The 23,200-nt window shown below is 67.6% G+C and carries 24 protein-coding genes; 12 read left to right on the forward strand and 12 right to left on the reverse strand.

The features are described 5' to 3' along the window. The first annotated feature begins 42 nt into the window (after nt 1-42). Nucleotides 43-690: a DUF1345 domain-containing protein gene (locus ACWDTD_RS01840; RefSeq protein ID WP_449745337.1), complete on the forward strand. Its 648-nt coding sequence runs from the start codon at nt 43-45 to the stop codon at nt 688-690. A 219-nt stretch (nt 691-909) separates the two neighbouring features. Here the strand turns inward: ACWDTD_RS01840 and ACWDTD_RS01845 are convergent, their stop codons facing one another. Together ACWDTD_RS01845 and ACWDTD_RS01850 are read right to left on the reverse strand one after the other, a co-directional pair. Beyond that, a complete protein-coding gene (locus tag ACWDTD_RS01845) occupies nt 910-2,391 on the reverse strand; it encodes a flavin-containing monooxygenase (protein ID WP_449745338.1) in 1,482 nt (493 codons plus the stop codon). Nucleotides 2,392-2,489: 98 nt separating this feature from the next. Continuing rightward, the gene (locus tag ACWDTD_RS01850) at nt 2,490-3,695 is read right to left on the reverse strand and encodes an ATP-grasp domain-containing protein (protein WP_449745339.1); all 1,206 of its coding nucleotides are present in this window, start codon (nt 3,693-3,695) and stop codon (nt 2,490-2,492) included. A 93-nt stretch (nt 3,696-3,788) separates the two neighbouring features. On the opposite strand from ACWDTD_RS01850, the gene ACWDTD_RS01855 reads away from it, so the two are divergent. Beyond that, nucleotides 3,789-5,030, forward strand: coding sequence for an MFS transporter (locus tag ACWDTD_RS01855; protein WP_449745340.1), 1,242 nt, complete (start codon nt 3,789-3,791; stop codon nt 5,028-5,030). Between the two features lie 5 nt (nt 5,031-5,035). Here the strand turns inward: ACWDTD_RS01855 and malQ are convergent, their stop codons facing one another. Continuing rightward, a complete protein-coding gene (gene malQ, locus ACWDTD_RS01860; protein ID WP_449745341.1) occupies nt 5,036-7,183 on the reverse strand; it encodes a 4-alpha-glucanotransferase in 2,148 nt (715 codons plus the stop codon). 127 nt (nt 7,184-7,310) lie between these two features. Between malQ and ACWDTD_RS01865 the strand changes: the two genes are divergently transcribed. Continuing rightward, nucleotides 7,311-7,928: an isochorismatase family cysteine hydrolase gene (locus ACWDTD_RS01865; protein WP_449745342.1), complete on the forward strand. Its 618-nt coding sequence runs from the start codon at nt 7,311-7,313 to the stop codon at nt 7,926-7,928. Between the two features lie 40 nt (nt 7,929-7,968). Here ACWDTD_RS01865 and ACWDTD_RS01870 read toward each other — a convergent pair whose 3' ends face one another. From ACWDTD_RS01870 to ACWDTD_RS01885, 4 genes are all read right to left on the reverse strand, one after another. After that, a complete protein-coding gene (locus ACWDTD_RS01870; protein ID WP_449745343.1) occupies nt 7,969-9,000 on the reverse strand; it encodes an esterase/lipase family protein in 1,032 nt (343 codons plus the stop codon). Nucleotides 9,001-9,179: 179 nt separating this feature from the next. Beyond that, a complete protein-coding gene (locus ACWDTD_RS01875; RefSeq protein WP_449745344.1) occupies nt 9,180-10,562 on the reverse strand; it encodes an FAD-binding oxidoreductase in 1,383 nt (460 codons plus the stop codon). A gap of 18 nt (nt 10,563-10,580) precedes the next feature. Continuing rightward, nucleotides 10,581-11,234 (reverse strand): SDR family oxidoreductase, encoded by a 654-nt coding sequence (locus tag ACWDTD_RS01880; protein WP_449745345.1) that lies wholly within the window; start codon nt 11,232-11,234, stop codon nt 10,581-10,583. A gap of 88 nt (nt 11,235-11,322) precedes the next feature. Beyond that, nucleotides 11,323-11,592: a GlsB/YeaQ/YmgE family stress response membrane protein gene (locus tag ACWDTD_RS01885; RefSeq protein WP_449745346.1), complete on the reverse strand. Its 270-nt coding sequence runs from the start codon at nt 11,590-11,592 to the stop codon at nt 11,323-11,325. 106 nt (nt 11,593-11,698) lie between these two features. Here ACWDTD_RS01885 and ACWDTD_RS01890 point away from each other — a divergent pair, with 106 nt between their 5' ends. From ACWDTD_RS01890 to ACWDTD_RS01905, 4 genes are all read left to right on the forward strand, one after another. Beyond that, a complete protein-coding gene (locus ACWDTD_RS01890) occupies nt 11,699-12,244 on the forward strand; it encodes a MarR family winged helix-turn-helix transcriptional regulator (protein WP_449745347.1) in 546 nt (181 codons plus the stop codon). A gap of 16 nt (nt 12,245-12,260) precedes the next feature. Further along, nucleotides 12,261-14,120: an MFS transporter gene (locus ACWDTD_RS01895; RefSeq protein ID WP_449745348.1), complete on the forward strand. Its 1,860-nt coding sequence runs from the start codon at nt 12,261-12,263 to the stop codon at nt 14,118-14,120. A 101-nt stretch (nt 14,121-14,221) separates the two neighbouring features. Further along, a complete protein-coding gene (locus tag ACWDTD_RS01900) occupies nt 14,222-15,055 on the forward strand; it encodes a DUF6578 domain-containing protein (protein WP_449745349.1) in 834 nt (277 codons plus the stop codon). Further along, nucleotides 15,052-15,924: a hypothetical protein gene (locus ACWDTD_RS01905; RefSeq protein WP_449745350.1), complete on the forward strand. Its 873-nt coding sequence runs from the start codon at nt 15,052-15,054 to the stop codon at nt 15,922-15,924. The genes ACWDTD_RS01900 and ACWDTD_RS01905 overlap by 4 nt, the downstream gene beginning before the upstream one ends. Here ACWDTD_RS01905 and ACWDTD_RS01910 read toward each other — a convergent pair. The 3 genes from ACWDTD_RS01910 to ACWDTD_RS01920 all read right to left on the reverse strand — a co-directional run bounded on the left by ACWDTD_RS01910 (nt 15,891) and on the right by ACWDTD_RS01920 (nt 17,166). Continuing rightward, nucleotides 15,891-16,103: a hypothetical protein gene (locus ACWDTD_RS01910; RefSeq protein ID WP_449745487.1), complete on the reverse strand. Its 213-nt coding sequence runs from the start codon at nt 16,101-16,103 to the stop codon at nt 15,891-15,893. The two genes, ACWDTD_RS01905 and ACWDTD_RS01910, sit on opposite strands and share 34 nt — an antisense overlap. 73 nt (nt 16,104-16,176) lie before the next feature. Further along, nucleotides 16,177-16,689, reverse strand: a complete 513-nt coding sequence (locus tag ACWDTD_RS01915; RefSeq protein WP_449745351.1) for a hypothetical protein — start codon at nt 16,687-16,689, stop codon at nt 16,177-16,179. Nucleotides 16,690-16,836: 147 nt separating this feature from the next. Then, nucleotides 16,837-17,166: a hypothetical protein gene (locus ACWDTD_RS01920; protein ID WP_449745352.1), complete on the reverse strand. Its 330-nt coding sequence runs from the start codon at nt 17,164-17,166 to the stop codon at nt 16,837-16,839. 120 nt (nt 17,167-17,286) lie between these two features. On the opposite strand from ACWDTD_RS01920, the gene ACWDTD_RS01925 reads away from it, so the two are divergent. Next, a complete protein-coding gene (locus ACWDTD_RS01925; RefSeq protein ID WP_449745353.1) occupies nt 17,287-17,760 on the forward strand; it encodes an NUDIX hydrolase in 474 nt (157 codons plus the stop codon). 4 nt (nt 17,761-17,764) lie between these two features. Here ACWDTD_RS01925 and ACWDTD_RS01930 read toward each other — a convergent pair whose 3' ends face one another. After that, complete coding sequence (locus tag ACWDTD_RS01930; RefSeq protein WP_449745354.1) at nt 17,765-18,283, reverse strand: SRPBCC family protein; 519 nt, start codon at nt 18,281-18,283, stop codon at nt 17,765-17,767. Continuing rightward, nucleotides 18,280-18,690 (reverse strand): ArsR/SmtB family transcription factor, encoded by a 411-nt coding sequence (locus ACWDTD_RS01935; RefSeq protein ID WP_449745355.1) that lies wholly within the window; start codon nt 18,688-18,690, stop codon nt 18,280-18,282. The genes ACWDTD_RS01930 and ACWDTD_RS01935 overlap by 4 nt, the downstream gene beginning before the upstream one ends. 92 nt (nt 18,691-18,782) lie before the next feature. On the opposite strand from ACWDTD_RS01935, the gene ACWDTD_RS01940 reads away from it, so the two are divergent. The 4 genes from ACWDTD_RS01940 (at nt 18,783) to ACWDTD_RS01955 (ending at nt 23,112) form a co-directional block, all read left to right on the forward strand. Beyond that, on the forward strand, nt 18,783-19,790 hold the full coding sequence (locus tag ACWDTD_RS01940; protein WP_449745356.1) for a quinone oxidoreductase family protein: 1,008 nt from the start codon (nt 18,783-18,785) through the stop codon (nt 19,788-19,790). 67 nt (nt 19,791-19,857) lie between these two features. Continuing rightward, nucleotides 19,858-20,694, forward strand: a complete 837-nt coding sequence (locus ACWDTD_RS01945) for an aldo/keto reductase (RefSeq protein WP_449745357.1) — start codon at nt 19,858-19,860, stop codon at nt 20,692-20,694. A gap of 28 nt (nt 20,695-20,722) precedes the next feature. Then, the gene (locus tag ACWDTD_RS01950; protein ID WP_449745358.1) at nt 20,723-21,916 is read left to right on the forward strand and encodes an aminotransferase class I/II-fold pyridoxal phosphate-dependent enzyme; all 1,194 of its coding nucleotides are present in this window, start codon (nt 20,723-20,725) and stop codon (nt 21,914-21,916) included. Continuing rightward, nucleotides 21,916-23,112 (forward strand): serine hydrolase domain-containing protein, encoded by a 1,197-nt coding sequence (locus tag ACWDTD_RS01955; RefSeq protein WP_449745359.1) that lies wholly within the window; start codon nt 21,916-21,918, stop codon nt 23,110-23,112. The genes ACWDTD_RS01950 and ACWDTD_RS01955 overlap by 1 nt, the downstream gene beginning before the upstream one ends. Nucleotides 23,113-23,200: the final 88 nt, after the last annotated feature.

A 23,200-nucleotide genomic window follows, 5' to 3' on the forward strand; every position in this document is an offset into this window, starting at 1 on the left:
GCCTCCACTCTATTGCGCGCACCTCGTTGTCTACTTGATCGCATGGCCGCGCACATCACCCGTCACCCCTTCCGCGCAGGCGACGGTCCGCCGCTGCTGCGACTCGCGGTCAGCGCCGCGGTGGGCGTGGCGAGCGGGGTGACGATCGGGTTGATCGTGCCGCACGGGGCGGTGCTCGTCGGCTGGGCCATCGGGGCGTGGCTGTTCGTGTCATGGACCTGGCTGCGCCTGTGGCCGATGGACCACACCCAGACCAACGCCCACGCGTCGAAGGAGGAACCCACCCATGTGGGCACCTTCGTGATCGTGGTGGTCGCCGCGTTCGTGAGTCTGGTCGGGGTGGTGGAGGTGCTCGCCCACCGCGATCGCACCATCCTGATCTTCATCGCCCTGGTGTGCGTGGTGGCGTCGTGGGCGTCGATTCACACCATGTATGCCACCCACTACGCGCGCATGTACTACGGCGACGAACCGACCGGCGGCATCGACTTCCACCAGGAGGAGCCGCCCCGCTACAGCGATTTCGCCTACGTCGCCATCACCGTGGGGATGAGCTTTGCGATTTCCGACACCGACGTCGGCGCGTCGCGGTTTCGGCGGGTGATCGTGTTCCACGCACTGCTGAGCTACCTGTTCGGCACGGTCATCGTGGCGCTGCTGGTGAACCTGACCGCCAACATCGGGACCTGAGGTGGTCTCGACAAGCTCGACCAGCGGGGGGCGCACCACCAGCGGGAGGGCGCACCACCAGCGGGAGGGCGCACCACCAGCGGGGGGCCACCACCAGCGGGGGGCCACCACCAGCGGGAGGCGCACCACCAGCGGGAGGGCGCACCACCAGCGGGAGGCGCACCACCAGCGGGGGCGCAGCACCAGCGGGGAGCGCACCACCAGCCGGGGGCGGCCGCCTCAGCGGTAGGCGTAGGCGTCGAGCGGGAAGGTGTCCATCTCGTGCAGGGTGGTCAGCGTCGAGTTCGGCCGCAGCAGGGTGGCTTCGCCGTGCGGGTCGAAATAGTAGCTGCGTGAGGTGGCACAGTCTCCGCGGTAGAACACCGACGACTGCAGACGTTCGGTGGCCTCGTCGAGGAAACGGGCGTTGGCCTCGTCGGTGACCTCGAAGGTGCGCGCGCCGCGACGGCGCAGCTCACCGAAGAGCCTGCCGATGTGCTTCATCTGGCCCTCGATGGTGGTGAAGTACGACAGCCCGCTGTAGGAGTAGGGACTGTTGAGCGACAGGAAGTTCGGGAACCGCGGCACGGTGATGCCCTCGTACGCCTGAAAACGGTTCTCGCGCCACCACTTCCCGAGATCCCTGCCGTCGAGTCCGACGATGTCGAGCGCGGGGAAGTTGGTGTCCCACAGGTCGAATCCGGTCGCGAGCACCAGGGTGTCGATCTCGATGCGCTTTCCGTCGCCGGTCACGATGGCGTCGGGTTCGACGTGTCCGATGCCCCCGGTCTCCAGCGCCACGTTGGGCTTGGCGAAGGCCCGGAAGTACTTGTTGGAGAACGTCGGACGTTTGCAGCCGAAGTCGTAGTCGGGGGTCAGCGCACGCCGCACGGCGCGGTCGGGCACCTGTGCCCGTAGATGCGCCTTCGACAGCAGCGCGGCCCCCTTGTTGCCGAGCTTGAACTGTTTGAACCGCAGCACGCCGAACACCATCAGCATCTCCAGCAGCGAGGTGTTCGCGAGTCTCGCCACGCGCTGTGTCAGCGGTACCCGCGCGAACAGTCGCTGCACGGCGCGCGGGATCGGAAAGTCGATCTTGGGCACCACCCAGATCGGTGTGCGCTGGAACACCGTGAGGTGTTCGGCGGTCGTCGCCGCCTCCGGGATCAACTGTACCGCCGTCGCCCCGGTGCCGATCACGGCCACGCGGCGACCGGTGAAGTCGAAGCCGTCCTCCCACTTGGCGGTGTGCAGGATCGTGCCGGCGAAGGTGTCCAGCCCGTCGAAGTCGGGCATGTGCGGCTGGGAGAGAAACCCGGTCGCGGTGACGAAGTAGCGGCAGGTGCGGATGGACCCGTCGGCCGTGCGAACCACCCACATCCGGTCGTCGTCGTGCCATTCAGCGGCCTCGACGGCGGTGCCGAGCTCCATGTGCCGTTTGAGGTCGTACCTCTCGGCGACATGACACGCATAACGTTTGAGTTCGGGACCGGGCGCGAACAGTCTCGACCAGTTGGGGTTGGGTTCGAACGAATAGGAGTACGTCACCGAGGCGATGTCGACGGCGAGGCCCGGGTAGTGGTTCACGTGCCACGTGCCCCCGAGGTCGTCCTCACGCTCGAGGATCGCGATCGAGTCGATGCCCAGCCTCTTGAACTCGATCGCCGCGCCCATTCCGCCGAAGCCGGCGCCGACGATCACCACGTCGTGGTCGGGTTGCATCGGGGCCCACCTCCCGGAGAATTGCCGTTACCGGCGCTCACAGTAATGCAGCTCACAGTAATGCAGCTCACAGAGCCGCGGCAATCGCCGGACGGCCCTCAGCTGATCGCCGACCCGTCGTAGAGCACGTCGAAGAACTGGGTGGCGACGAGTTGCTCGCCCTTTTCCCGGTTGATACCGAGCTGTTTGCGGTAAGCGAGGACATGCTGCAGCGAGAGGGCCGAATAGAGCAGCGGCAGGTGATCCTTGCGCTGGTCGTAGACGCCCTTGCCGCCCTTGGCCGCGGCGAGGTCGTCGTGCAGATGTGAGGGGTGCATCAGCGCGTCGCGCACGATGGCCGCCTTGATCATCTTCTTGCGGCCCGGTGGCACGACGACCAGCCCAGAGGAATCGGACACCGACGGGTTGAACAACGCCGTGTCGAACTCCTCGGCCGTCGCGAGGGTGCATCCCGCGGTGGGTCGCGGGTTGCACTCCACCATGTGGTGCACACCGTCGTCGGTCATCAGGAAGTCGAAACTGAGCTGGCCGTGCCAGTTGAGTTCGCGCGCGATCGTCTGCGCTGCGTGCAGCGACTCCGGCGAGTCCACCGATTCGAACACGATGCCGCCGCGGCCATCGATGCTCAGCGGATGCTCGTAGCAGGAGTGCAGCACCACCTCGCCGTGATGCACCACGCTCCAGCTGCACCTGTCGACACCGGTGAGGTATTCCTGCACCATCCAGGGATCATCGGCCGACGGATGGATGTCGTCGACGCTGCTCTCGCCGGCCAGCGGGCCGGTGTTGGTGATGATGTCGAGCCCGCCGCGCCCGAAGGCCGCCCGCGCGAACCAATGGTCCCAGTGCTCGGTGGCGGCGCGCAGTTCGTCCTGGGTGGTCGCGGTGATCGATTCGGCCACCGGCAGCCCCAGTGTGCGACACAACTCGGCAAAGGTGACCTTGTCGTGTACCTGCCTGAGCACATCGAAGGGCGGGAAGAACAGCTCGAGGTCGTCGTGGCCGGCGGTGAGGCGGTCTCGGTGGTAGGCGAGGTAGAACACCTCTTCGAACATGGGCAGGAGCCAGGTGACCTTGTCGGTGTCGATGATGTCGATGACGGCGTCGATGAACGCCTCGGTCTCCTGCGTGGGCGCCGGCACGGTGACGTGCTTGGCGGCACCACGGGAATGGCTACCCGGGGCCGCCCGGAACGTGTCCGACGCGATCACGGTGCGTCCGGTGACACCGAGCTTGTGGATTTCGTCGACCGCGAACGGCATGCGTGAAGTGGTGGCCAGGACCACGGGAGAGGTGTCGGACATCGGCTCAGAATAATCTGATTTGCCCGAACCACGGGTGGGGCACCGTGACAACGGCACGGAATACCACGCAGCCATGGCACGCTGACCCACATCATGACGGCCAAAGACACCGCTGCGACCGCAAGCGGTCCGGACACCTCGGCCGGCCGGTCCTTCGCGGCCGCGGTGGCCGCGTTCGCGGTGGTGATGATGGGCACCACCCTGCCCACCCCGCTGTACTCGATCTACGCGGCCCGACTCGACTTCGGGGTCACCACCACCACGGTGATCTTCGCGGTGTACGCCGCGGGCGTGATCGTCGCGCTGATCTGCTTCGGTCGATGGTCCGACGTGCTCGGCCGGCGCCCCCTCCTGATCGCGGGGGCGCTGCTGTCGATGGCGAGTGCCGTGGTCTTCCTGACTGCGGGACCGGTATGGCAACTGATGATCGGGCGCGTGCTGTCGGGGCTGTCGGCGGGCATCTATGCGGGTGCAGCCACCGCCGCGGTGATCGAGTTCGCGCCACCGGACTGGCGACACCGCGCACCGGCCATCGCCACCGCCGCCAACATCGGTGGCCTCGGTCTCGGCCCTCCGGTGGCCGGACTTCTCGCCCAGTACGCGCCCGCCCCGCTACGCCTACCGTTCGTGGTCGACCTGGCGCTGCTCGCGATCGTCTTCGCCGGGATTCTGCTCATCACCGAGTCGGGCACCCGGCCGACCGGCGCCCGACTGACGGTCCAGCGACTGTCGGTGCCGCCGGAGATCCGTGAGGTGTTCGTCCGCGGCGCGATCGCGGCGTTCGCCGGTTTCGCCGTGATGGGCACGTTCACCGGCGTCACGCCCTCGTTCGTCGCGCACGTGCTGCACATCGACAACCACGCGGTCACCGGCGTTCTCGTGTTCCTCCTCTTCGGCGCGTCGGCGACCGCCCAGGTTCTCGGGCGGCAGATGCCGACCGACCGGGCACTGATCGCCGGGTGTGCCGTGCTGACCGCGGGCATGGCGCTGCTGGTTGCCGGGTTGCTCGCCGCCGCGCTGTGGCTGCTGGTGGCCGGCGCCATCGTCAGCGGCGTCGGACAAGGACTCTCGTTCAGCAAGGGACTCGCGTCGATCGTGGCCGCGAGCCCGCCGCAGCGGCGCGCCGAGGTGACCTCCACCTACTTCGTCGTCGCCTACGTCGCGATCTCGCTGCCCATCGTCGGTGAGGGCATCGCCGCCGCACACTGGGGGCTACGCACCTCCGGAGTGGTGTTCAACATCGCCGTCGGTGTGCTGGCGCTGATCGCGCTGGCATTGACCGTGATGGCGACTCGCCGTCGCAGTACGCAGGCGGAGTCCCCCGACGGCGCCTGAACCGCTCAGGAGTTGTCGGCGCCCACCCCGGCGGCGTGCAGCGCGTCCACGAGCGAGGTGAAGCGCTGGTTGCTCGCGAGATCCTCCACGAGCACCGCCTTTCCGTCGGCATCGGCCAGCGGGATGCTCCAGTTGGGGTACTGGTCGGCGTTGGTGCCCGGCTGATTCTGGATCCGGCGTTCGCCCACCGCGTCGACCAGCGCCACGCTGAGCAGCACCGACGGGCTTGCCGCAATGAGCTGATAGAGCGATTCGACGGTACGTGGATCGGTCGGTTCCACCCCGTCGGGTAACAGATGGCGGTCGGTCGCCATGGCGACGATGGCGTTGCGATTGCGGGCGTCGCGTGCACGCTCGGTGTCCTCGTCGGCCTCGAGCAAACCCAACCGCGACTGCAGGTCGATGTGGTCACCGGCGAGGTAACCCACCGTGGGCGGAAGGTCGTGGGTGGTCACCGAGGTGAGACACAGCTCGCGGTACTCCTCGGGCGGGATCGGGGCGTAGGACCCGTGTTCGAACCAGAGGATCGACGTCCCGAGGATGCCGCGCTCGGCCAGGCTCCGCTGCACCGTCGGCTCGAACACACCGAGATCCTCGCCGATCACCACCGCCCCGGCCCGCTGCGCCTCGAGAGCGAGGATGCCGAGTAGCGCGTCGTGGTCGTAGTGGACATAGGTGCCGTCGGCGGGCGTCTTGCCGTCCGGGATCCACCAGAGCCGGAAGAGCCCGAGGATATGGTCCACGCGCAGCCCGCCGGCGTGGCGGAGCACGGTCCGCAGCATGTCGCGGTAGGGCGCATAACCGGCCTCGGCGAGACGACCGGGATGCCAGGGCGGCTGATCCCAGCCCTGCCCCTGCTGGTTGAAGCCGTCGGGCGGGGCGCCGACGGTGGCCCCGCGCGCGAGGACGTCGCCGAGCATCCAGGCGTCGGCACTGTGGCGTGCCACCCCCACGGCGAGGTCGGCGACCACCCCGATGCTCATGCCCGCCGAGCGGGCGGCGTGCTGTGCGGCGGCGAGTTGCTCGTCGCAGATCCACTGCAGCCACATGTAGAACTCGACGCGGTCGGCGAGTTTGCGACGTTTGCGTTTGATCACATGCTTGTCCAGCAACTTGGTCGACCACCGCGGGTCATCGGGTTCATAACGCTCGGCCAGTGCGCACCACGTCGCGAAGTCGCGCAATCCGCGACCCTCACGCTTGCGGAACGTCCGATAGGCGTCGTCCCGGGCAGCACTGCGCGGGACCTGATGAACCAGCTCGAGCACATCGAGTTTGGCCCGGTAGGACTTGTTGCGTTTGATCCGTTCGGCATCCAGATTGTCGGCGAAGAACGCCTTCTCCAACCCGCGCAACGCCTTTCGCTGCTGCTTGGGGAGATCGTCGAACTCGGGGACGTTCGCCACGCGGATGTAGAGCGGGTTGACGAAACGCCGCGTGATCGGCAGATACGGCGACGCCTCGATCGGCGCGCGCGGCACCGACGCGTGCAGCGGATTCACCTGGACGAAGTCGGCTCCGTAGGTGCTCGCCGCCACCTCGCAGATGTCGGCGAGGTCGGCGAAGTCGCCGACACCCCAGGAGCCGGCCGAACGCACCGAGTACAACTGGATCGCCAGTCCCCACCGCTGGGCGCCCAGCAACTCGTCGGCGGTGGACAGGCGGCGCGGGGTGACGATCAGCGGAGCCTGGGCCTGCAGGTCGCGGGCCGGGTTGACCGCGATGATCTCGTGATACCCGTACGGGAGGTCGTCGGGAACCGCGAAGCTGGCCCGTCCGGTCAGCACGTCGTCGACGACGCGGGGCGCAACCCAGATGTCGAGCTGACGCGGGGTGACGATCTCGCCGGCTTCGGTGCGGATACACACCGCGACCGGATCACCGTGCGGCACATGGATTTCCACAACCGCGCCGGTGCCCTCCGTCACCACCGTGACCGGGGGGAGAAATCTGCGCCACGGTGCGTCGTCGAGGTCGAGCAACGACTGCTCCACCTCGGCGTCGGTTGAGGCGGCGATGCCCAGCGAGTCGAGGACGCTGACAAGTGTCTCCCGACTCACCGCGTGGTAATCCTCGTCCCAGCCGGTGTATCCGGTGGTCACTCCGCATCGCCGGGCGAGTTCGGCGAGCCCTTCGCTCACGTCGGTCGTCACGTCAGCATCGTCTCACCGATCGGAGCGGGCCGCGCGCCCGTGACCGCCGACCCGTGCTTGCGCCCCCGCCGGACAGGCAGTTGAATCAATGTGACCCGCATCACCATTCTCGTATCGGGAGGTACCGATGACCGACGACACCCTGTCCCTCGATCCCTCGCGGACCGCACTCGTGCTGATCGAGTACCAGAACGAGTTCGCCACCGAGGGCGGCGTTCTGCATCCGGCGGTCGCCGAGGTGATGGCGGCCACCGGCATGCTTGCCAACACGGTGACGCTGGTGGACAAGGCCCGCGCGGCCGGTGTGACGATCATGCACGCACCCATCACCTTCGCCCCCGGATACGGCGAGCTCACCCGCCACCCCTACGGCATCCTCAAGGGAGTCGTCGACGGCAACGCGTTCGTCAAGGGTTCCTGGGGCGCCGACATCGTGGACGATCTGCGGCCTGCCGACGGCGACATCCTCATCGAGGGAAAGCGCGGACTGGACACGTTTGCCAGCACCAACCTCGATTTCATCCTGCGCAGCAAGGGAATCGACACCATCATCCTCGGCGGCTTCCTCACCAACTGCTGTGTCGAGTCGACGATGCGGTCGGGTTACGAGAACGGCTACCGCGTGATCACGCTGACCGACTGCACCGCGGCGACCTCGACGGCCGAGCACGACAACGCGATCTCCTTCGACTATCCGATGTTCTCCCGGCCCGTCGAGTCCGGCGAGGTGCTCGCCGCACTGTGATCATTGCGCGGTGATCATTGCGCGGTGATCATTGCGCGGTTCAGCGCGCGACACAGCGAATCGGAACGGCCGGATCGAGGGCGTGCATCGCCAGGGACTGGGCGCGTGGCGAATACATGAAATCGGTGTGGTCGGTGTGGTCGCCGGTGCACCCGTCCTGGATGACGACGTTGTGTACCGTCGCCCCGGGCCCCGCGGCGAGGAAGGTCGACGTGTAGGGCGTGGTGATCTCGTCATAGCGACTGGCAAGCGCGGTGTAGGCGATTCCCGGCTCGGTGTCGCCGCCACGGTTCAGCGTGGTGATGAACTTGGAGCCGACCTCTTGATCGGCACCGGCCGCCCCGGCTGCCACCATCACCTCGGGTCCGACGTCGATCCCCACCGACCGCGCCGACTGCTGCATGTTCACCAGACCGTCGAACGTGGTGCCGTGATTGGTCGCGACCATGGTGACCACCCGCGCCACCCGACCGGCACCACCGTGGAACCGGAGATAGTCCCGGGCGATGACCCCACCCTGGGAATGACCGATGAGGTCGACCTTGTCCGCGTGCGTGGCCGCGCGGACCCGCGCCACGAAGGCGGCGAGTTGGGCGGCGCTCTCGTCGACCGGACCGGCGCCGTATTCGCCGCCGTTCTGCGCCGCCGGTACTCCCCCACCCGCGTCGGCGGGGAGAATGCCCACATTCGGTGCGAACACACAGAATCCGAGCGCGGCCAGCTTCGGCGCGAGGCCCGCCCAGGTCTGATATGCCGACTCCCACGTCCCGTGCACCAGGACCACCGGATTCGGATGGGCGGCGGTGGGCCGGCATCCCCACGCGTTGGCGCCGGGCGGATTCGCCTCCGGATGCGGATACGCCGCCGCCGATCGGAAGGTGCTCGCGGTGGGGCCCGACCCCACCGGATCACGCGAGACGCTGACGAATGCCGCATGCGCGGGCGGTGCGCACAGGGCCAGCGTGGCGAGAGCGGCGCCACCCAACACCGCCGCCGACCGCATGCGCGCACGCTGCGCAGAGGTGTTGTGCGCCAACAATGTCCGCGTTCTCCAGAACTTCCGAAATGCCATGTCGCTCCCCGCATCGTGGCTGACGTATCGATCGCGATGAGCCTATGCCCGTTCCCCGCGACGACGACCAACGATGCGTCGCGATCGTGGCGATCGCGTGGCGATGGCCGCCCTCTCGTTCCCGGTGCCGTGTGTCCCCGAACACCTCGGTGTCGGCGAATCGTTCAGGGCTACAGCACTCAGGGACCGAACAGCACGCCGGGGTTGAGCAGTCCGGCCGGATCGAGGGCATCCTTGATCATGCGCATGGTGTCGAGGTCGACGTCCGAACGACCCAGGCCGACCCACGCCGCCTTCGCGCGCCCGATCCCGTGTTCCGCGCTGAGGCTGCCACCGCGGGCGGTGACGATCTCGAACACGGTGGTCGTCACCGACTGCACCGCGGACTCCGGCACGTCGAGCAGATTGACGTGGATGTTGCCGTCGCCGATGTGGCCGAAGAGGATCGGGCGGCACGGGTGATCTACCCGGGAGGCGATCGATGCGAGTTCATCGAAGGCCGCGGGCAGTTCCCGCAGCGGTACCGAGATGTCGAGTTTGACCACCGGTGTGGCCGAGGAACGCGCGATCGATTCGGTGTGGCTCTCCCGCACCTGCCACAGCGCGCGCGCAGGTCCGGCCTCGAGTACAGCGTCCACGACGCGATCGCAGTTCTCCAGGATCTCCACGACGGTTTCCTCGAGAGCCTCGGGCCCGGATAGCTCGATCAGTGCGTAGAAGGGTGCCGGTGTGGCCACCGGACTGCGGGCCCCGTGCTCGCGCACGAGGTCCACACCGTCCTGGGTCATGATCTCGGCCGCCTCGACGGTCAGCCCGCGTTCCTGTGCGGCCCCGATCAGCTCGATGGCGCCGGCCACCCGATCCACGGCCGCAACCAGCACCACGGTGTCGCCCAGGACCGGCACCAACCGGAACAGGACCGCGGTGACGATCGCCAGGGTGCCCTCGCTGCCGGTCAGCAGACCGGGGATGTCGTAGCCGATGTTGTCCTTCACCAACGACTTCCATCGCCGGAGGATCGCACCGTCGGCGCGCACGGCCTCGATGCCCAGGACCTGGGCGCGCGTATTGCCGTGCCGGATCATCCGCACCCCGCCCGCGTTCGTCGACACCACGCCGCCGGCGGTGGCCGAGGCGCGCGAGGCGAGGTCGACGCCGAAGGCCAGCCCGGCCTGCGCCGCGGTCGCATCGAGCGCCTCGATCGTGACCCCGGCCTGGACCCCGACGCACCGGCCCACGGTGTCGATGTCCCCGATGTCGGTCATCCGGGTGGTGCTCAGCACCACCAGCGGCCCGCTGCTGTCACTCGGCGGCACCGACCCGCCCACCAGTCCGGTGTTGCCCCCCTGCGGGCAGATGGCGACCCCGGCCGCCGCACAGACCCCGACCACGCGGGCCACCTCCTCGGTGGTGCGCGGACGCAGCACGGCCAGCGCGGTGCCCGTCCAGCGTCCGGTCCAGTCGGTCAGGAAACCCGCCATCGCGTCGGGATCGGTGAGGACGTGCGAATCACCGACGATCTCTCGGAGTGAATCAAGGACGGAAGCATCAGAGGCGTGCACCGCCCGATTGTCCCCCGATCAGGGCGTGATCGCCTCGTCGATCGGCAGGTCGCCGTCGTTGAACTCGATGAACATCCCGGTTGTCGACGGCTCTGCGATGACCGCGGCCGCGACCTGTGCCACATTGTCGCGACTGGCACTGCCCTTGGTCCAGGTTCCCTTGTGCGTCACGTCAATTCGTCCGGTGCCCGGGTCGTCGGTGAGCCGGCTGGGTCCCAGGATCGTCCAGTCGAGATCGGTGCCCTTGAGGTATTCGTCGGCCTGCGCCTTGGACTCGGCGTAGGCATAAAAGGGATCATCTTCTGGCACACCGTGGTCGGGGCCCGCGCCGAAGTAGGAGACCATGATGTACCGGCGCACACCCGCCGATTGCGCGGCGTCCATGGAACGGATGGCCGCGTCGCGGTCGACTGCGTAGGTGCGCGATGCCTCGCCCCCACCGGCGCCTGCCGACCACACCACCGCCTCTTGGCCGGCGAGTACCGATGCCAGGCCGGCCACATCGAGTTTCTCGACGTCGGCCACCAACGGGGTGGCCCCTGCCGCGGTGACATCGTCGGACTGTGCTTCCGAACGGATCACCGAGGTGACCTTGTCACCGCGGTCGGCCAGAATCCTGGCCAGCCGCAATGCCACCTTGCCGTGTCCGCCGATGATGATGACCTGCGTCATGATGTCCTCGTTCCGTCGGTGAGAGTCGGTTCGCTTTCCAACGTACCGACCTGTTCCCGACGGCCCTGTTCCCGACGCCGGGACCGCGTCACACCTTGGATCGGCCGCGGATCATTCCCACGATCCACAGCAGCAGGCAGGCGCCCGCGAGGCAGGTGAGGAAGCTGAAGATCAGGCCGCCGCCGGACACGTCGACGCCGAACAGTTTCAGAATCCAGCCGCCCACCAGGCCGCCGACGATACCGACGACGATGTTGAGCAGGATGCCCATCTGATCGTCGGTCTTGAGGATCTTGCTCGCGATCCACCCCGCGAGACCGCCGATGATGATCCAGCCGAAAAAGCCGAGTGCGAGCATTTCTGCCTCCCAGAATGTCGTCGTGGTGCACCGAGGTTACCCCGCAGACGGACCGCCGCGGCAGTCTTTACGGTTCGATTACTTAGCATCAAGCAACTATATTTGGGTGGTCGTTCACCCCTTCATCACCGAGAGCCGGTCACCCATGCCCAGTGTTTCCAGTGACACCGCCGGAGCCGCCACCATCGGAACCGACACCACCGACGTGGCTGCGCTGCACCATCACCTCGTGCGCATCACCCGCTCGCTGCGCACCAGCGGTACCGGCAACCTCAGCGCGGGCGTCGCGTCGGCGCTGTGGTCGGTGATCGGCCACGGACCGCTGCGGCTTTCCGAACTGGCAGAACGTGAATCGGTGACGATGCCGACCATGTCCCGCATCGTCGCGGGGCTCGAACAACAGGGACTCGTGGCGCGCACGCCCGATCCCGAGGACGGTCGCGCGCGTTTGCTCGTGGCCACCGACGCCGGGACCGAACTCATCCGGCATGCCCGGTCGGCAAAGGCGCAACTGCTCGCCGCCGCGATCGGCAGGCTCGACGCGGCCGAGCAGGAGGAGGTGGTGCGCTCCGTCGAGACACTGGCCGACGCATTGTCGGACACCGTCTGCGAGCGAACCGTCCGCACCCCGTCCACCACCGACCCCCGATAGGCACACGAGGACACCGATGACTGCCAGCGCCGCACCGGCCTCCACCGCCGGCACACCCGCACACGATCCGCACTACAAGTGGATCGCCCTGTCGAACACCACGCTCGGCATGCTGATCGCCACGATCAACTCGTCGATCGTGTTGATCGCACTACCCGACATCTTCAAGGGCATCCATCTCAACCCCCTCGAGCCGGAGAACACCAGCTACCTGCTGTGGATGATGATGGGCTTCCTCGTGGTCACCGCCGTCCTGGTGGTGAGTTTCGGTCGTCTCGGCGACATGTTCGGCCGCGCACGCATGTACAACATGGGGTTCCTGATCTTCACGATCTCGTCGATCTTTCTGGCGATCACCTGGTTCGACGGAAGCGAAGCAGCCATCTGGCTCATCTTCTGGCGCGTCATCCAGGGCGTCGGCGGCGCGTTCCTGATGGCCAACTCGTCGGCCATCCTCACCGACGCGTTCCCGGCCAACCAGCGCGGCCTGGCCATGGGCATCAACGGCGTGGCCGCCATCGCCGGCTCGTTCCTCGGTCTGCTGATCGGTGGTGTGCTCGCACCCATCCAGTGGCACTACATCTTTCTGGTGTCGGTGCCCTTCGGAGTCATCGGCACCATCTGGGCGTACCTGAAGCTGCGCGACACCGGTGTCCGCAAGCACGCGAAGATGGACTGGTGGGGCAATCTCACCTTCGCGGTCGGATTGGTCGCGATTCTCGTGGCGATCACCTACGGCATCCAGCCCTACGGCACGTCGAACATGGGCTGGACCAATCCATGGGTGCTCGCCGGACTCATCGGCGGCGCACTCGTGCTGGCGATCTTCGTCGTCATCGAAGCCAGGGTCGACAGCCCGCTCTTCGAGCTGTCGCTGTTCCGCAACCGGTCGTTCGCGTTCGGCAATCTCGCCAACCTCATGGCGTCGATCGGTCGGGGCGGGCTCCAGTTCCTGTTGATCATCTGGCTGCAGGGCATCTGGTTGCCCCAGCACGGCTACGACTACTCCCGGACCCCACTGTGGGCGGGCATCTACATGGTGCCGATGACCATCGGCTTCCTGCTGAGCGCACCGTTGTCGGGAGCGCTGAGCGACAAGCTGGGCACCAAGTGGTTCACCACGATGGGCATGCTCATCACGGCGGGCACCTTCGCCGCACTGATCGCCATCCCGGTGGACTTCACCTACTGGGTGTTCGCGCTGATCCTGCTCATCAACGGCATCGGCATGGGTCTGTTCGCATCACCGAACCGCGCCGAGGTGATGAACAGCCTGCCGATCACGTCGCGCGGTTCGGGCGCCGGCATGATGACGACGTTCCAGAACGCCGCGATGGTGCTCTCGATCGGCCTGTTCTTCTCGCTGATGATCGCGGGCCTCAGCCAGCACCTGCCCACGGCGATGTACAGCGGCCTCACCGCGAACGGTATGCCCTCGGCAGCGGCGAGCGAGATCTCACACATCCCGACCGTCGGCATCCTGTTCGCCGCGTTCCTGGGCTACAACCCGATCCAGATGGTCGCCGGTCCGGCGCTGCAGGGCCTGCCGCAGGCCAGCGTCGAGCACCTCACCGGCCTGGAGTTCTTCCCGCACCTGATCAGCGACCCGTTCTCCGACGGCCTCACCGCAGCGTTCACCTTCGCACTGATCTGCTGCGTGCTCGGGGCCATCGCCTCCCTCTTCACCGGAGGGCCGCAACGGCCGATGGTGGAAACGTCGATCGACGACACCACGGGCGAGCAGAGCGGTCGCGATCAGGCCGGCACCGGCACTCGGCCGGCAGAGTCGCTGGGCGAGGAACTGGCAGCGGTCGCCGCCGACGTCGGTGAGGTGCCGGCCGAGTTGGTGTCGCCCGAATCGTCGCGACGCACCTGACCGGGCCCGCGTAAAGTTGTCGCCGGTACATCGGGGCCCCCGGGGTTCGTGCCGGGTCCGTCGAACCCCCGATGCGTTACGTGCACACAGACGATGATCGGATGGGCGGCCCGCTCGCGTACGCGATGATCTCCACGTGGGAATACGGCTGCTGCGGAACCACTCCCGCCGAAGGCGTCACTGTCACCGGCACCCTGACCGCCTCCCCCGCCGGCACCGACGACTTGTTCGTCGCGCCCGCGATCACCGGTTGGGATCGGGATCTGGAAGTGGCGCGATTCGGCGCGGTGTCCGCACACGTCGACCCCACCCACCTCGACCCTGCGCTGGGCGATCCTCATGGCAGGCGGTTCGTCCTCGCCCTCTCCTGGCATGCCGACCAGGGAGTGGATCCGGAGGTCAGCGCGGTCGTGCGCGAGGTGTACACCACCGAGCAGGACTACCGCCCCGGCGAGAACGGCTGGGTGGCGATCCCGGGCACCCGGAAACACACCCGGGTGCCCGCTGCCGAACGTTTCGACGTGTTCGATACCGGCACCCGCACCGACGGCGTGGGCCACGGCAGCGCGGCGACGGTCGTCGGATTCGATGTGCTGGCACTGCGAGAACCGACCGCGGCCGATATCGAGGCATATCACGGTCGGCAAGAACGCGCGTCGCGCACCGTGCACCTGACGGGGCGGCCGGAGGCGTTCGGCGAGTTGCTCCCGGGCGAGGGGTCGACGATGACCGTCGACCTCGACGACCCGCGCATCGACGTGGACGGGTCGAGTTCGGCGGCAACCGGAGTCGTCAGGGGAAAGGCGCTGCAGGTCAGTCGGATTCGGGTTTCCGGGGCCGGCTGGTCGGCGCTCGCCACAGTGACGCCGCACACCCCGGCCACCGACCTCGAGGGCGACACCGTGTTCATCCGCCTGCTGATGGAGCCGTCGTGACGGCCGCCGAGCCGGTCGGCAGCACGATCCGCGTCTCCGTGGCCGAATCGGAATTCGGTTGTTGCGGAACGGTTCCGGCCACCGGCGCGGAGCTGTCGGGGACGCTGTCGGCGTACCCACTCGGGGACGTGGGCGACTCCTGGCGGGCAGTGCCGGTCCTCGGCTGGGACACCGAGGACGGTCTGGTCCGCACGGGTTCGGTTTCGGCCTACCTGAGCCCGCACTGCGGCGATCCCTTGTCGGTGCCGTTGGCATTGGGCCTCTCATGGCACACCGATCACGATCGGGCACCCGCCGTCCGTGGGATCGTCGAGGCGGTGTGGACGACGTCTCACTGTGTCCGCCGGGTGCGCGGGCAGTACGTTGCGGTGCCGGGGACCGAAACCCGATGCCAGGTGATGCGTGCCGGTGATGACCCGCGATGGGACGAGTCGGGATGCGAGGCGTCGAGATGTGACGAACCGTCGGACCCGCACTGGACGCGAGTGCACGGTGCAACCGTCGTGGATCTGCGGATCACCGGCTACACGCCGCCCCGATCTCGAACACCGCGGCCAACCGAGTCGATGCGCCGCCGGATATCCCTCTCCGACGAGGTCGTGGACGTCATCGGGCCGCCGGTCGCATTCGGGTCCGGGGTCCCTGCCGTCGGCGCGCGAGTCATCCTCGATCTCGACGACGAACGCCTGACCGTTCCGGGTATCGCCGAGCCTCGCGGTCGACTGGACGGAACGGTGGTGGACGTGCGCGCCGCACGCGAGATCGGGGGCGGATGGGTGATGGACTCCGATGCGCCGCCCTCCGGTCCCGGCGCGTTGCTGTGCGTCTCTGTTCGTCAGCTACCCGACGACGATCGCGACGACCGGTAGAGCATGTAGCCGCCGTATCCGGCCAGTGCGATCAGCGCAACCCAGAAGAGTCCCTTGAGGAGCGGGCCGATCATCGCAAGCGCCAGGAGCGCGACCACGATGATGCCGAGGATCTTCCAGAAGCCGAGTCCCGAACCGTTGGGTTTCTGCGGGTCCCCGGATGTGTGCGGAGTGGTCATGTCGGTGTCTCCCTGTGTTGTTGCCATGACCCCATCCTGAACCCGGATCGACACGAAATCACCTGTTCGCGGCCTATTTCTGGGGTGACTCAGGGAAAAGATCAGGGCTCTCCCCCAGACTGCCGCCCAGCCCGTCCGAGGGTGGCGCCCCGCGGCTCGGAGCGCGATAGGAGTAGCCGAGCACATTCGGCGCCGGCGAATCGCAGCGGTCGCGGAACCATCCGACGCAGATGCCGGCGACCAGACTCGCCGAACGTGTCATCAGGTAACCATGGGTGCAGTCGTCGAATCGGTCGTCGTGATGCCACCGGTCGAGCACCACGCGGGGAACCGAGTAGCCCGACAGCGCCGTCGGAGCATCCATCAGCGTGGTGGACAGCCGGATGAGCAGGGTGCGCCCGCGCAGCACCTGGATCTGTGCGCAGCAGACGTCGTCGCCATAAACGATCGGGTCGTACTCGGCGGGGCCGATGTCGAGCAACGCACCCCGCGGCATCGTGGACAGCTCGCGGTGCAGCCATTCGGACATGTCGTCCCAGTCGGTGCATGGGGTGGACGCGTCGTGCGGGACTTGTGGCGTGCTCACCGGCATCTCCCTGTCGTCGGCTCCGAGCTCGGCTTCAACGCGTCGCCGGAGCGTGGGTTGACTGTTGTTCTCAGTCAAACACCCGGCACCGACAAAACCGGATCGACAGGCGCACGCTGCGCTGTGACTTTGCTCAGAGTTCCGTCGTCAACGCTGGTCAGGGGGCTCGATGCCCTCGGCGGCGGCCGTTTGACCGTCTTCGAAGCCGGGTTTGGTGATCCAGTTCGCCTCCAGGCCGTCGGCACGCTTCTGGGCTTCGTATTCCTCGGCGATGTTCTCGTGGTCGACGGTCACGAGAGGCTGACCGCCGAACTCGCGGTAGAGGGCGCCGACCGCGAGTATCAGCCCGAGCGCGCCGCATAGCCACGTGCTGCCCGGTACCTGCGACCAGCCCTTGTTGACGATGTCGACGATCGCCCAGATCACGCCGACCGCTCCGATGCCGACCAGCACCACCCAGACTCCCACGTTCCGCATCTCCGCTCCTCACGTCGCGTCCCACAGATCATCCGGATGGGATTTTGCCACCCCGCTTGCCACGGCGGGACGGCCCGCCTCGCCCTGTGGCCCACCGCGTCGGACGGCATGATGGCAGCCATGCCGATTCCCGGGTTCATCACCGATCTGCGCGCTCATATCGGCCATCGGCCGCTGTGGTTGTCGGGGGTGAGTGCGGTGGTGCGCGACGACGCCGGGCGCATTCTGCTCACGCGCCGCGCCGACACCGGCGAGTGGGCAGTGGTGTCCGGGGTACTCGAACCGGGCGAGGAGCCGGCGCGCGCCATCCGGCGCGAGATCGGCGAGGAGACCGGCATCGACGCCGAGATCGTGCGGCTCACCAGCGTGGACGTGACACCGCTCATCACCTACCCCAACGGCGACCAGACCCGCTACCTCGACGTGTGCTTCCTCGCACGCCACCTCGGCGGCGAACCACGGGTGGCCGACGACGAGAACACCGACGTCGCGTGGTTCGCCCCCGACTCGCTTCCCGCCGATCTCGCCGACACCTCGCGGCTGCGCATCGAGAAGGCCCTCGCCGACAACCCGGAGGCATGGTTCCGCACCTGAGACGTCACCGCGCCGGGCCATCCGCGTGCGGGATCAGCCGCGCGTAGAACGCGGCCTGCCCCGGGTAGTAGTCGTCGAAGTCGACGGCACCCGGGTCGGTACCGGCCAGCGCCGCGCCGAGCCGGTCGAGGTAGTACTCCCAACCGGGACCCACGCTTTCGACGATTCCCGGGTCGTCGATGAACTGCGTCAACGACAACGCGGTGCCGCCGTCGACCTCGACGAGTTCGAGCACGAGATGCCAGCCGGTGCCGCCATCGCTCACCACGCCGAGTAGGCGCGGTGGCACACAGTCCGCGATCATCCAGCGCGAGGGCTCCACGTCGTCGCCCTCCGCGGTCATCGTCACGTCGACCGCGCCGGACGCCGGGTCACCGGCATACGTACCGAACCATCGAGCCAGCCGATCCGACTCGGTGACCGCTGCCCAGACGTCGTCGATACCGGCCCGATACGTGCGGTGCAGCACCACTGCGTCCGCGTCGCCGATTCTGCGATGTTCGCCACTGGGGTTGTGTGTCATGCGGTGTCCTCTCGTGCGTCATGCGGCGTTGAGCGGTCCCCGGGAGCCGGTGGCGCGCGGCGATCTCGTCGTGCCCGATGAACCTCGGTGCCGAGCGCGTCGAGCATGGCCGCGGTGATCGGTGGCTCCGTGCCCGAGGCACGCGTGCGCAGCTGACCGACGAACGCCGTCACCGAGTCCAACGGACCGATGTCGAGTCGGTAGTGCCGTTCCCTGCCGCGGTCGTCGCCGACCACCAGACCCGCCTCGGCGAGCACACGCAGATGCCTGCTGACCGCGGGCCGCGAGATCGGATGGACGTCGCGAAGCAGCCGAGTGAGATCGACCACCCGCAGCGGTCCGTCGCGAAGGTCTCGCAGAATCTGCCTGCGAACCTCGTCGGCGAGAGCATCGAACACGTCACCCACAACCCAATGGTAACCCATAAGTTACCAATCTTGGTGGAATCGATTCCACGATTGCCGGAATACCGCCGGGGGCGGGTCGCCTTGAACCGAACATGGCCGAGAACTCGAGCACCACCCCGACGAACGAGAACACCCTCGACATCACCTCCGCCGCTGTCACCGCCCGTCAAGTGGTGGCCACCGCCTACGGAGACCCGATCGACGTGGTCGAGGTGGTCAAGACCGAACTGCCGCTACCCGACCCCGGGCAGGTCGTCATCGACGTCCGGGCGATCGGCGTCAATCCGTTCGACGCGAAGGTCGTCAACGGCTCCATGGGCACCGACGAGTCCGTGCTCCCGCGCCCCGTGGGCTCCGAACTCGCCGGCGTCGTCCGCGCTGTCGGCGACCCCGTCGACGGCGCCGAGCAGCCCTTCTCCCCCGGCGACGCGGTGATCGCCTACCCGATTTCCGGCGCCTACGCCGACCACGTCGTCGTCGACAGTGGTTCGGTCCATCACAAACCGGCAGAACTCGACGACGAGCACGCCGCCGGGCTGCTGCTGGTGGGGGTCACCGCCGCGGACACCATCGCCACCGCCGGTGTCACCGGTTCGGACACCGTCCTGATCCACGGCGGCGCCGGATCGGTCGGCTCGATCGCCGTGCAACTCGCGGCGCGCCGCGGCGCCACCGTGATCGCCACCGCCGCCGAGGTCAACCACGATCACCTCCGGGCACTCGGCGCCATCCCGGTGACCTACGGTGAGGGCCTCGCCGACCGCGTGCGGGCGGCCGCGCCCGGCGCGATCACCGCCGCGATCGACACGGTGGGCACCGACGAGGCGATCGATGTGTCCCTCGAACTGGTCGCCGACCACAGCCGCATCGTGAGCATCGCCGCGTTCGGCCGCGCCGACGACGGCATCGTCGTGGTCGACGGCCAGAAACCGCAGAGCAAGGAGAACCGCGCCGCCGCGATCGAACCCCTGATCGGTGACGCAGCGTCAGGAGCGATCGTCACCGACGTCGCGGCCACCTACTCGCTCGACCAGGCAGGTCAGGCACTGCACGACGTTCTCGAATCCCACCAGCGGGGCAAGCTCGTCATCGTTGCCTGAACACCGGCGCCACCCGGCGTCGGCACGAGATCCGTCCGTCCACCGACATCGAAGTGAAAGGTATGTCATGACAGTCCCATTCATCACCCTCAACAACGGGGTACAGATTCCGCAGCTCGGATTCGGTGTCTTCCAGATCGACCCCGCCGACACGGTCGAGGCCACCACCATGGCACTTGAGGTCGGCTACCGCCACATCGACACCGCGGAGATGTACGGCAACGAGAAGGAGGTCGGCGAGGCCGTCCGTGCCTCGGGCCTGCCCCGCGACGAGGTGTTCATCACCTCCAAGCTGAACAACTCCTTCCACGCCTACGACGACGCGCTCACGGCCACCGACGGCACGCTGTCGGCGCTCGGCGTGGACGCGGTGGATCTGTTCCTGATCCACTGGCCGCTGCCCGAGGTGGGCGATTTCGTCGAGACCTGGAAGGCGATGGAGAAGATCTACGCCGACGGCAAGGCCCGGGCGATCGGCGTCTCCAATTTCCAGCCGCATCACCTCGAGCGGTTGCTCGCCGAGACCGAGGTGGTGCCCGCGGTCAACCAGATCGAGGTGCACCCCTACCTCACCCAGACCAAGGTACGGGCGTTCAATGCCGATCACGGCATCGCCACCGAAGCGTGGTCGCCCATCGCCCAGGGGGACGTTCTCGGTGATCCGGTGCTACAGAAGATCGCCACCGAGAAGGGGCGGTCGACCGCCCAGGTCACCCTGCGGTGGCACATCCAGCGCGGCGACATCATCTTCCCGAAGTCGGTGACCCGCAAGCGCGTGGAGGAGAATTTCGCCATCTTCGACTTCGAACTCTCCCCCGAGGACATGGCCGCGATCGACGGCCTCAACAAGGACGAGCGCCGCGGCCCCGACCCGGACACCTTCAACTCGGTGCCCGCGAACTGAGGAGAGGCGCGCCGCGCAGAATGGGGGGATGAAGATCTCGCGGCGCGCACAGCGGGTGGCCCCGTTCTACGCGATGGAATTCGCGAAGAACGCGGCCGCCGTCGAGGCCGAAGGGCACCGCGTGGTGCGCCTCAACATCGGTGAACCCGACTTCGGCGCGCCACCACAATTCTTGTCCCGGATTCGCGAGATCGCCGACGGCCGCCCGATGGCCTACACCGCCGCGCTGGGCCTACCCGACCTGCGGTCGGCGATCGCCGACTTCTACCGTCACCATTTTCGGGCCGAGGTGGACGCCGCGAACGTGGCGGTCACCGCCGGCGCCTCCGCCGCGTTGCTACTGGCGTGCGCGGCGCTCATCGACCCCGGTGACGGCGTCCTCATCGGTGATCCCTCGTACCCGTGTAACCGGCAGTTCGCGGAGAGTTTCGGGGCGTCGGTGTCGCTGGTGCCCACCACCGCGGCCGACCGATTTCAACTCACCCCGGATCTGGTCGACGAGTTCTGGAGGCCGGACACCCGGGGTGTGATCGTGGCGTCGCCGTCGAATCCGACCGGGACGTCGATGCGGTTCGACGACCTCACCGACATGTGCCGGCGGGTTGGGTCGCGCGGCGGGTGGAATGTGGTCGACGAGATCTACCTGGGTCTGTCCGACCCGGAACCCGACGGTCGCCCGCCACGCAGCGTGCTCGCCGAACCGTCACTGGCCTCCGACGTAGTGGTGATCAACAGCTTCTCCAAATACTTCGGGATGACCGGATGGCGTCTGGGCTGGTGCATCCTGCCCGACAAACTCGTCGAACCCGTCGAACGATTGGCCCAGAACTTCTACGTCTGCCCGCCGACGCCGGCGCAGTACGCGGCGCTCACCTGCTTCGACCCGGAGTCGCTCGCGGTCACCGAGGAACGCAGACGCGAGTTCACGCGGCGCCGCGTGCAGGTGCTCGACGGCCTCGCCGCCATCGGCCTCGACGTTCCGGTGACCCCCGACGGCGCCTTCTACGTGTACATCGACGTCGGGTCGACGGGCTTGTCGTCGTGGGAGTTCTGCGAACGCGCCCTGTCGGAGGCGCGCGTGGCGCTGACCCCCGGAAAAGACTTCGGGGTCGACGGCGCCGACCGATACGTGCGGCTGTCCTATGCCGCCTCCACCGCGGACCTCACGCTGGGCATCGAACGTCTGGGTGAGTTCGTCGCGTCGCTGGGCGTGGCCCGGTGATGCCGTCGGCATTCGACGTGCACGCACTGCGTGACGGCGTACGAAAGTCACTGCAGGACAAGATGACCGAGGCACCGGCACTACCCGGCGTGGTCGCCGGGGTCACCGACGCCACAAAGACCCTCATGCGGGTACACGCGACGGCGCCCGGCTCCGATCCGGTTACCGACGACACGGTGTTCGCGATCTTCTCGGCCACCAAACCACTCACCACCGCCGCCGCACTGAGTGTGGTCGACGACGGACTTCTCGACCTCGATGCACCGGCGAGCGAGTACGAACCCCGCCTCGCCAACCCACAAGTGATCGAGGGATTCGACGCCGACGGCACCCCGCGACTGCGGCCCGCACGCCGATCTCCGACGACCCGCGAATTGCTCACGCACACTGCCGGATTCGGATACGACTTCTTCGACGAGACCTATCTGCGCCTGTTCCGCGAGCAGCAGTTGCCCGACATCGCCACCGCAACACTGCCCGCACTCACCACGCCGCTGCTCTTCGATCCGGGAACCGAATGGCGGTACGGGTCGGGCGTCGACTGGGCCGGACTGGTGGTGGAGGCCGTTACCGGCCAACGACTCGGCGAGGTACTCGCCGAACGCCTTCTGCGTCCACTGGGTATGCGCGACACCGGATTCACCCGCACCGTCGACATGCGCACACGCACGGCGACGATGTATCACCGCAACCCCGACGGCTCTCTGCGTGCCAATCCACGCTTCGCCCTTCCCGACGACCCGCAGATCCACATGGGCGGGCAGGGCCTCTACTCCACCGTCGGCGACTACCTGGCCTTCATCCGGATGTGGCTCAACGACGGTCGCGCCGACTCCGGCGAGCAGATCCTGCGCGCCGGCACCGTCGCCGCCGCCACCCGCGACCAGATCGGGCCGCTGACCGTCACCGTGCTACCCGGGGTGAAACCGAAACTCTCTCACGACGTCGACTTCTTTCCCGGTGTGCCGAAGAGTTGGGGCCTGGGTTTCCTGATCAACGAGGCCGACGCACCCACCGGTCGGCCCGCCGGGTCACTGGGCTGGGCCGGCCTGGCCAATCTGTACTTCTGGATCGACCGGCACAACGGCATCGGCGGTTTCTGGGCCACCCAACTCTTCCCGTTCTTCGACCCGACCGCGCTGGCGCGCTACCTGGACTTCGAGACGGCCGTCTACCGCGCCCTGCGAGCCGGCTGAATTCGGGTGGTGCTGGAGAACCCGGATGCTGCAGCACCCGGATTCTCCAGCACCACCCAACTCCTCCGATACCGCACCTCGCGGGGAC

The organism is Gordonia sp. NPDC003425 (genome assembly GCF_053588635.1).

Bases quoted from the DNA above. Each gene is read 5' to 3' on its own strand.
- ACWDTD_RS01840 (WP_449745337.1), top strand. From the start codon at position 43: ATGGCCGCGCACATCACCCGTCACCCCTTCCGCGCAGGCGACGGTCCG.
- ACWDTD_RS01845 (WP_449745338.1), bottom strand. From the start codon at position 2,391: ATGCAACCCGACCACGACGTGGTGATCGTCGGCGCCGGCTTCGGCGGA.
- ACWDTD_RS01850 (WP_449745339.1), bottom strand. From the start codon at position 3,695: ATGTCCGACACCTCTCCCGTGGTCCTGGCCACCACTTCACGCATGCCG.
- ACWDTD_RS01855 (WP_449745340.1), top strand. From the start codon at position 3,789: ATGACGGCCAAAGACACCGCTGCGACCGCAAGCGGTCCGGACACCTCG.
- ACWDTD_RS01865 (WP_449745342.1), top strand. From the start codon at position 7,311: ATGACCGACGACACCCTGTCCCTCGATCCCTCGCGGACCGCACTCGTG.
- ACWDTD_RS01870 (WP_449745343.1), bottom strand. From the start codon at position 9,000: ATGGCATTTCGGAAGTTCTGGAGAACGCGGACATTGTTGGCGCACAAC.
- ACWDTD_RS01880 (WP_449745345.1), bottom strand. From the start codon at position 11,234: ATGACGCAGGTCATCATCATCGGCGGACACGGCAAGGTGGCATTGCGG.
- ACWDTD_RS01885 (WP_449745346.1), bottom strand. From the start codon at position 11,592: ATGCTCGCACTCGGCTTTTTCGGCTGGATCATCATCGGCGGTCTCGCG.
- ACWDTD_RS01895 (WP_449745348.1), top strand. From the start codon at position 12,261: ATGACTGCCAGCGCCGCACCGGCCTCCACCGCCGGCACACCCGCACAC.
- ACWDTD_RS01900 (WP_449745349.1), top strand. From the start codon at position 14,222: ATGGGCGGCCCGCTCGCGTACGCGATGATCTCCACGTGGGAATACGGC.
- ACWDTD_RS01910 (WP_449745487.1), bottom strand. From the start codon at position 16,103: ATGACCACTCCGCACACATCCGGGGACCCGCAGAAACCCAACGGTTCG.
- ACWDTD_RS01920 (WP_449745352.1), bottom strand. From the start codon at position 17,166: ATGCGGAACGTGGGAGTCTGGGTGGTGCTGGTCGGCATCGGAGCGGTC.
- ACWDTD_RS01925 (WP_449745353.1), top strand. From the start codon at position 17,287: ATGCCGATTCCCGGGTTCATCACCGATCTGCGCGCTCATATCGGCCAT.
- ACWDTD_RS01930 (WP_449745354.1), bottom strand. From the start codon at position 18,283: ATGACACACAACCCCAGTGGCGAACATCGCAGAATCGGCGACGCGGAC.
- ACWDTD_RS01940 (WP_449745356.1), top strand. From the start codon at position 18,783: ATGGCCGAGAACTCGAGCACCACCCCGACGAACGAGAACACCCTCGAC.
- ACWDTD_RS01945 (WP_449745357.1), top strand. From the start codon at position 19,858: ATGACAGTCCCATTCATCACCCTCAACAACGGGGTACAGATTCCGCAG.
- ACWDTD_RS01950 (WP_449745358.1), top strand. From the start codon at position 20,723: ATGAAGATCTCGCGGCGCGCACAGCGGGTGGCCCCGTTCTACGCGATG.
- ACWDTD_RS01955 (WP_449745359.1), top strand. From the start codon at position 21,916: ATGCCGTCGGCATTCGACGTGCACGCACTGCGTGACGGCGTACGAAAG.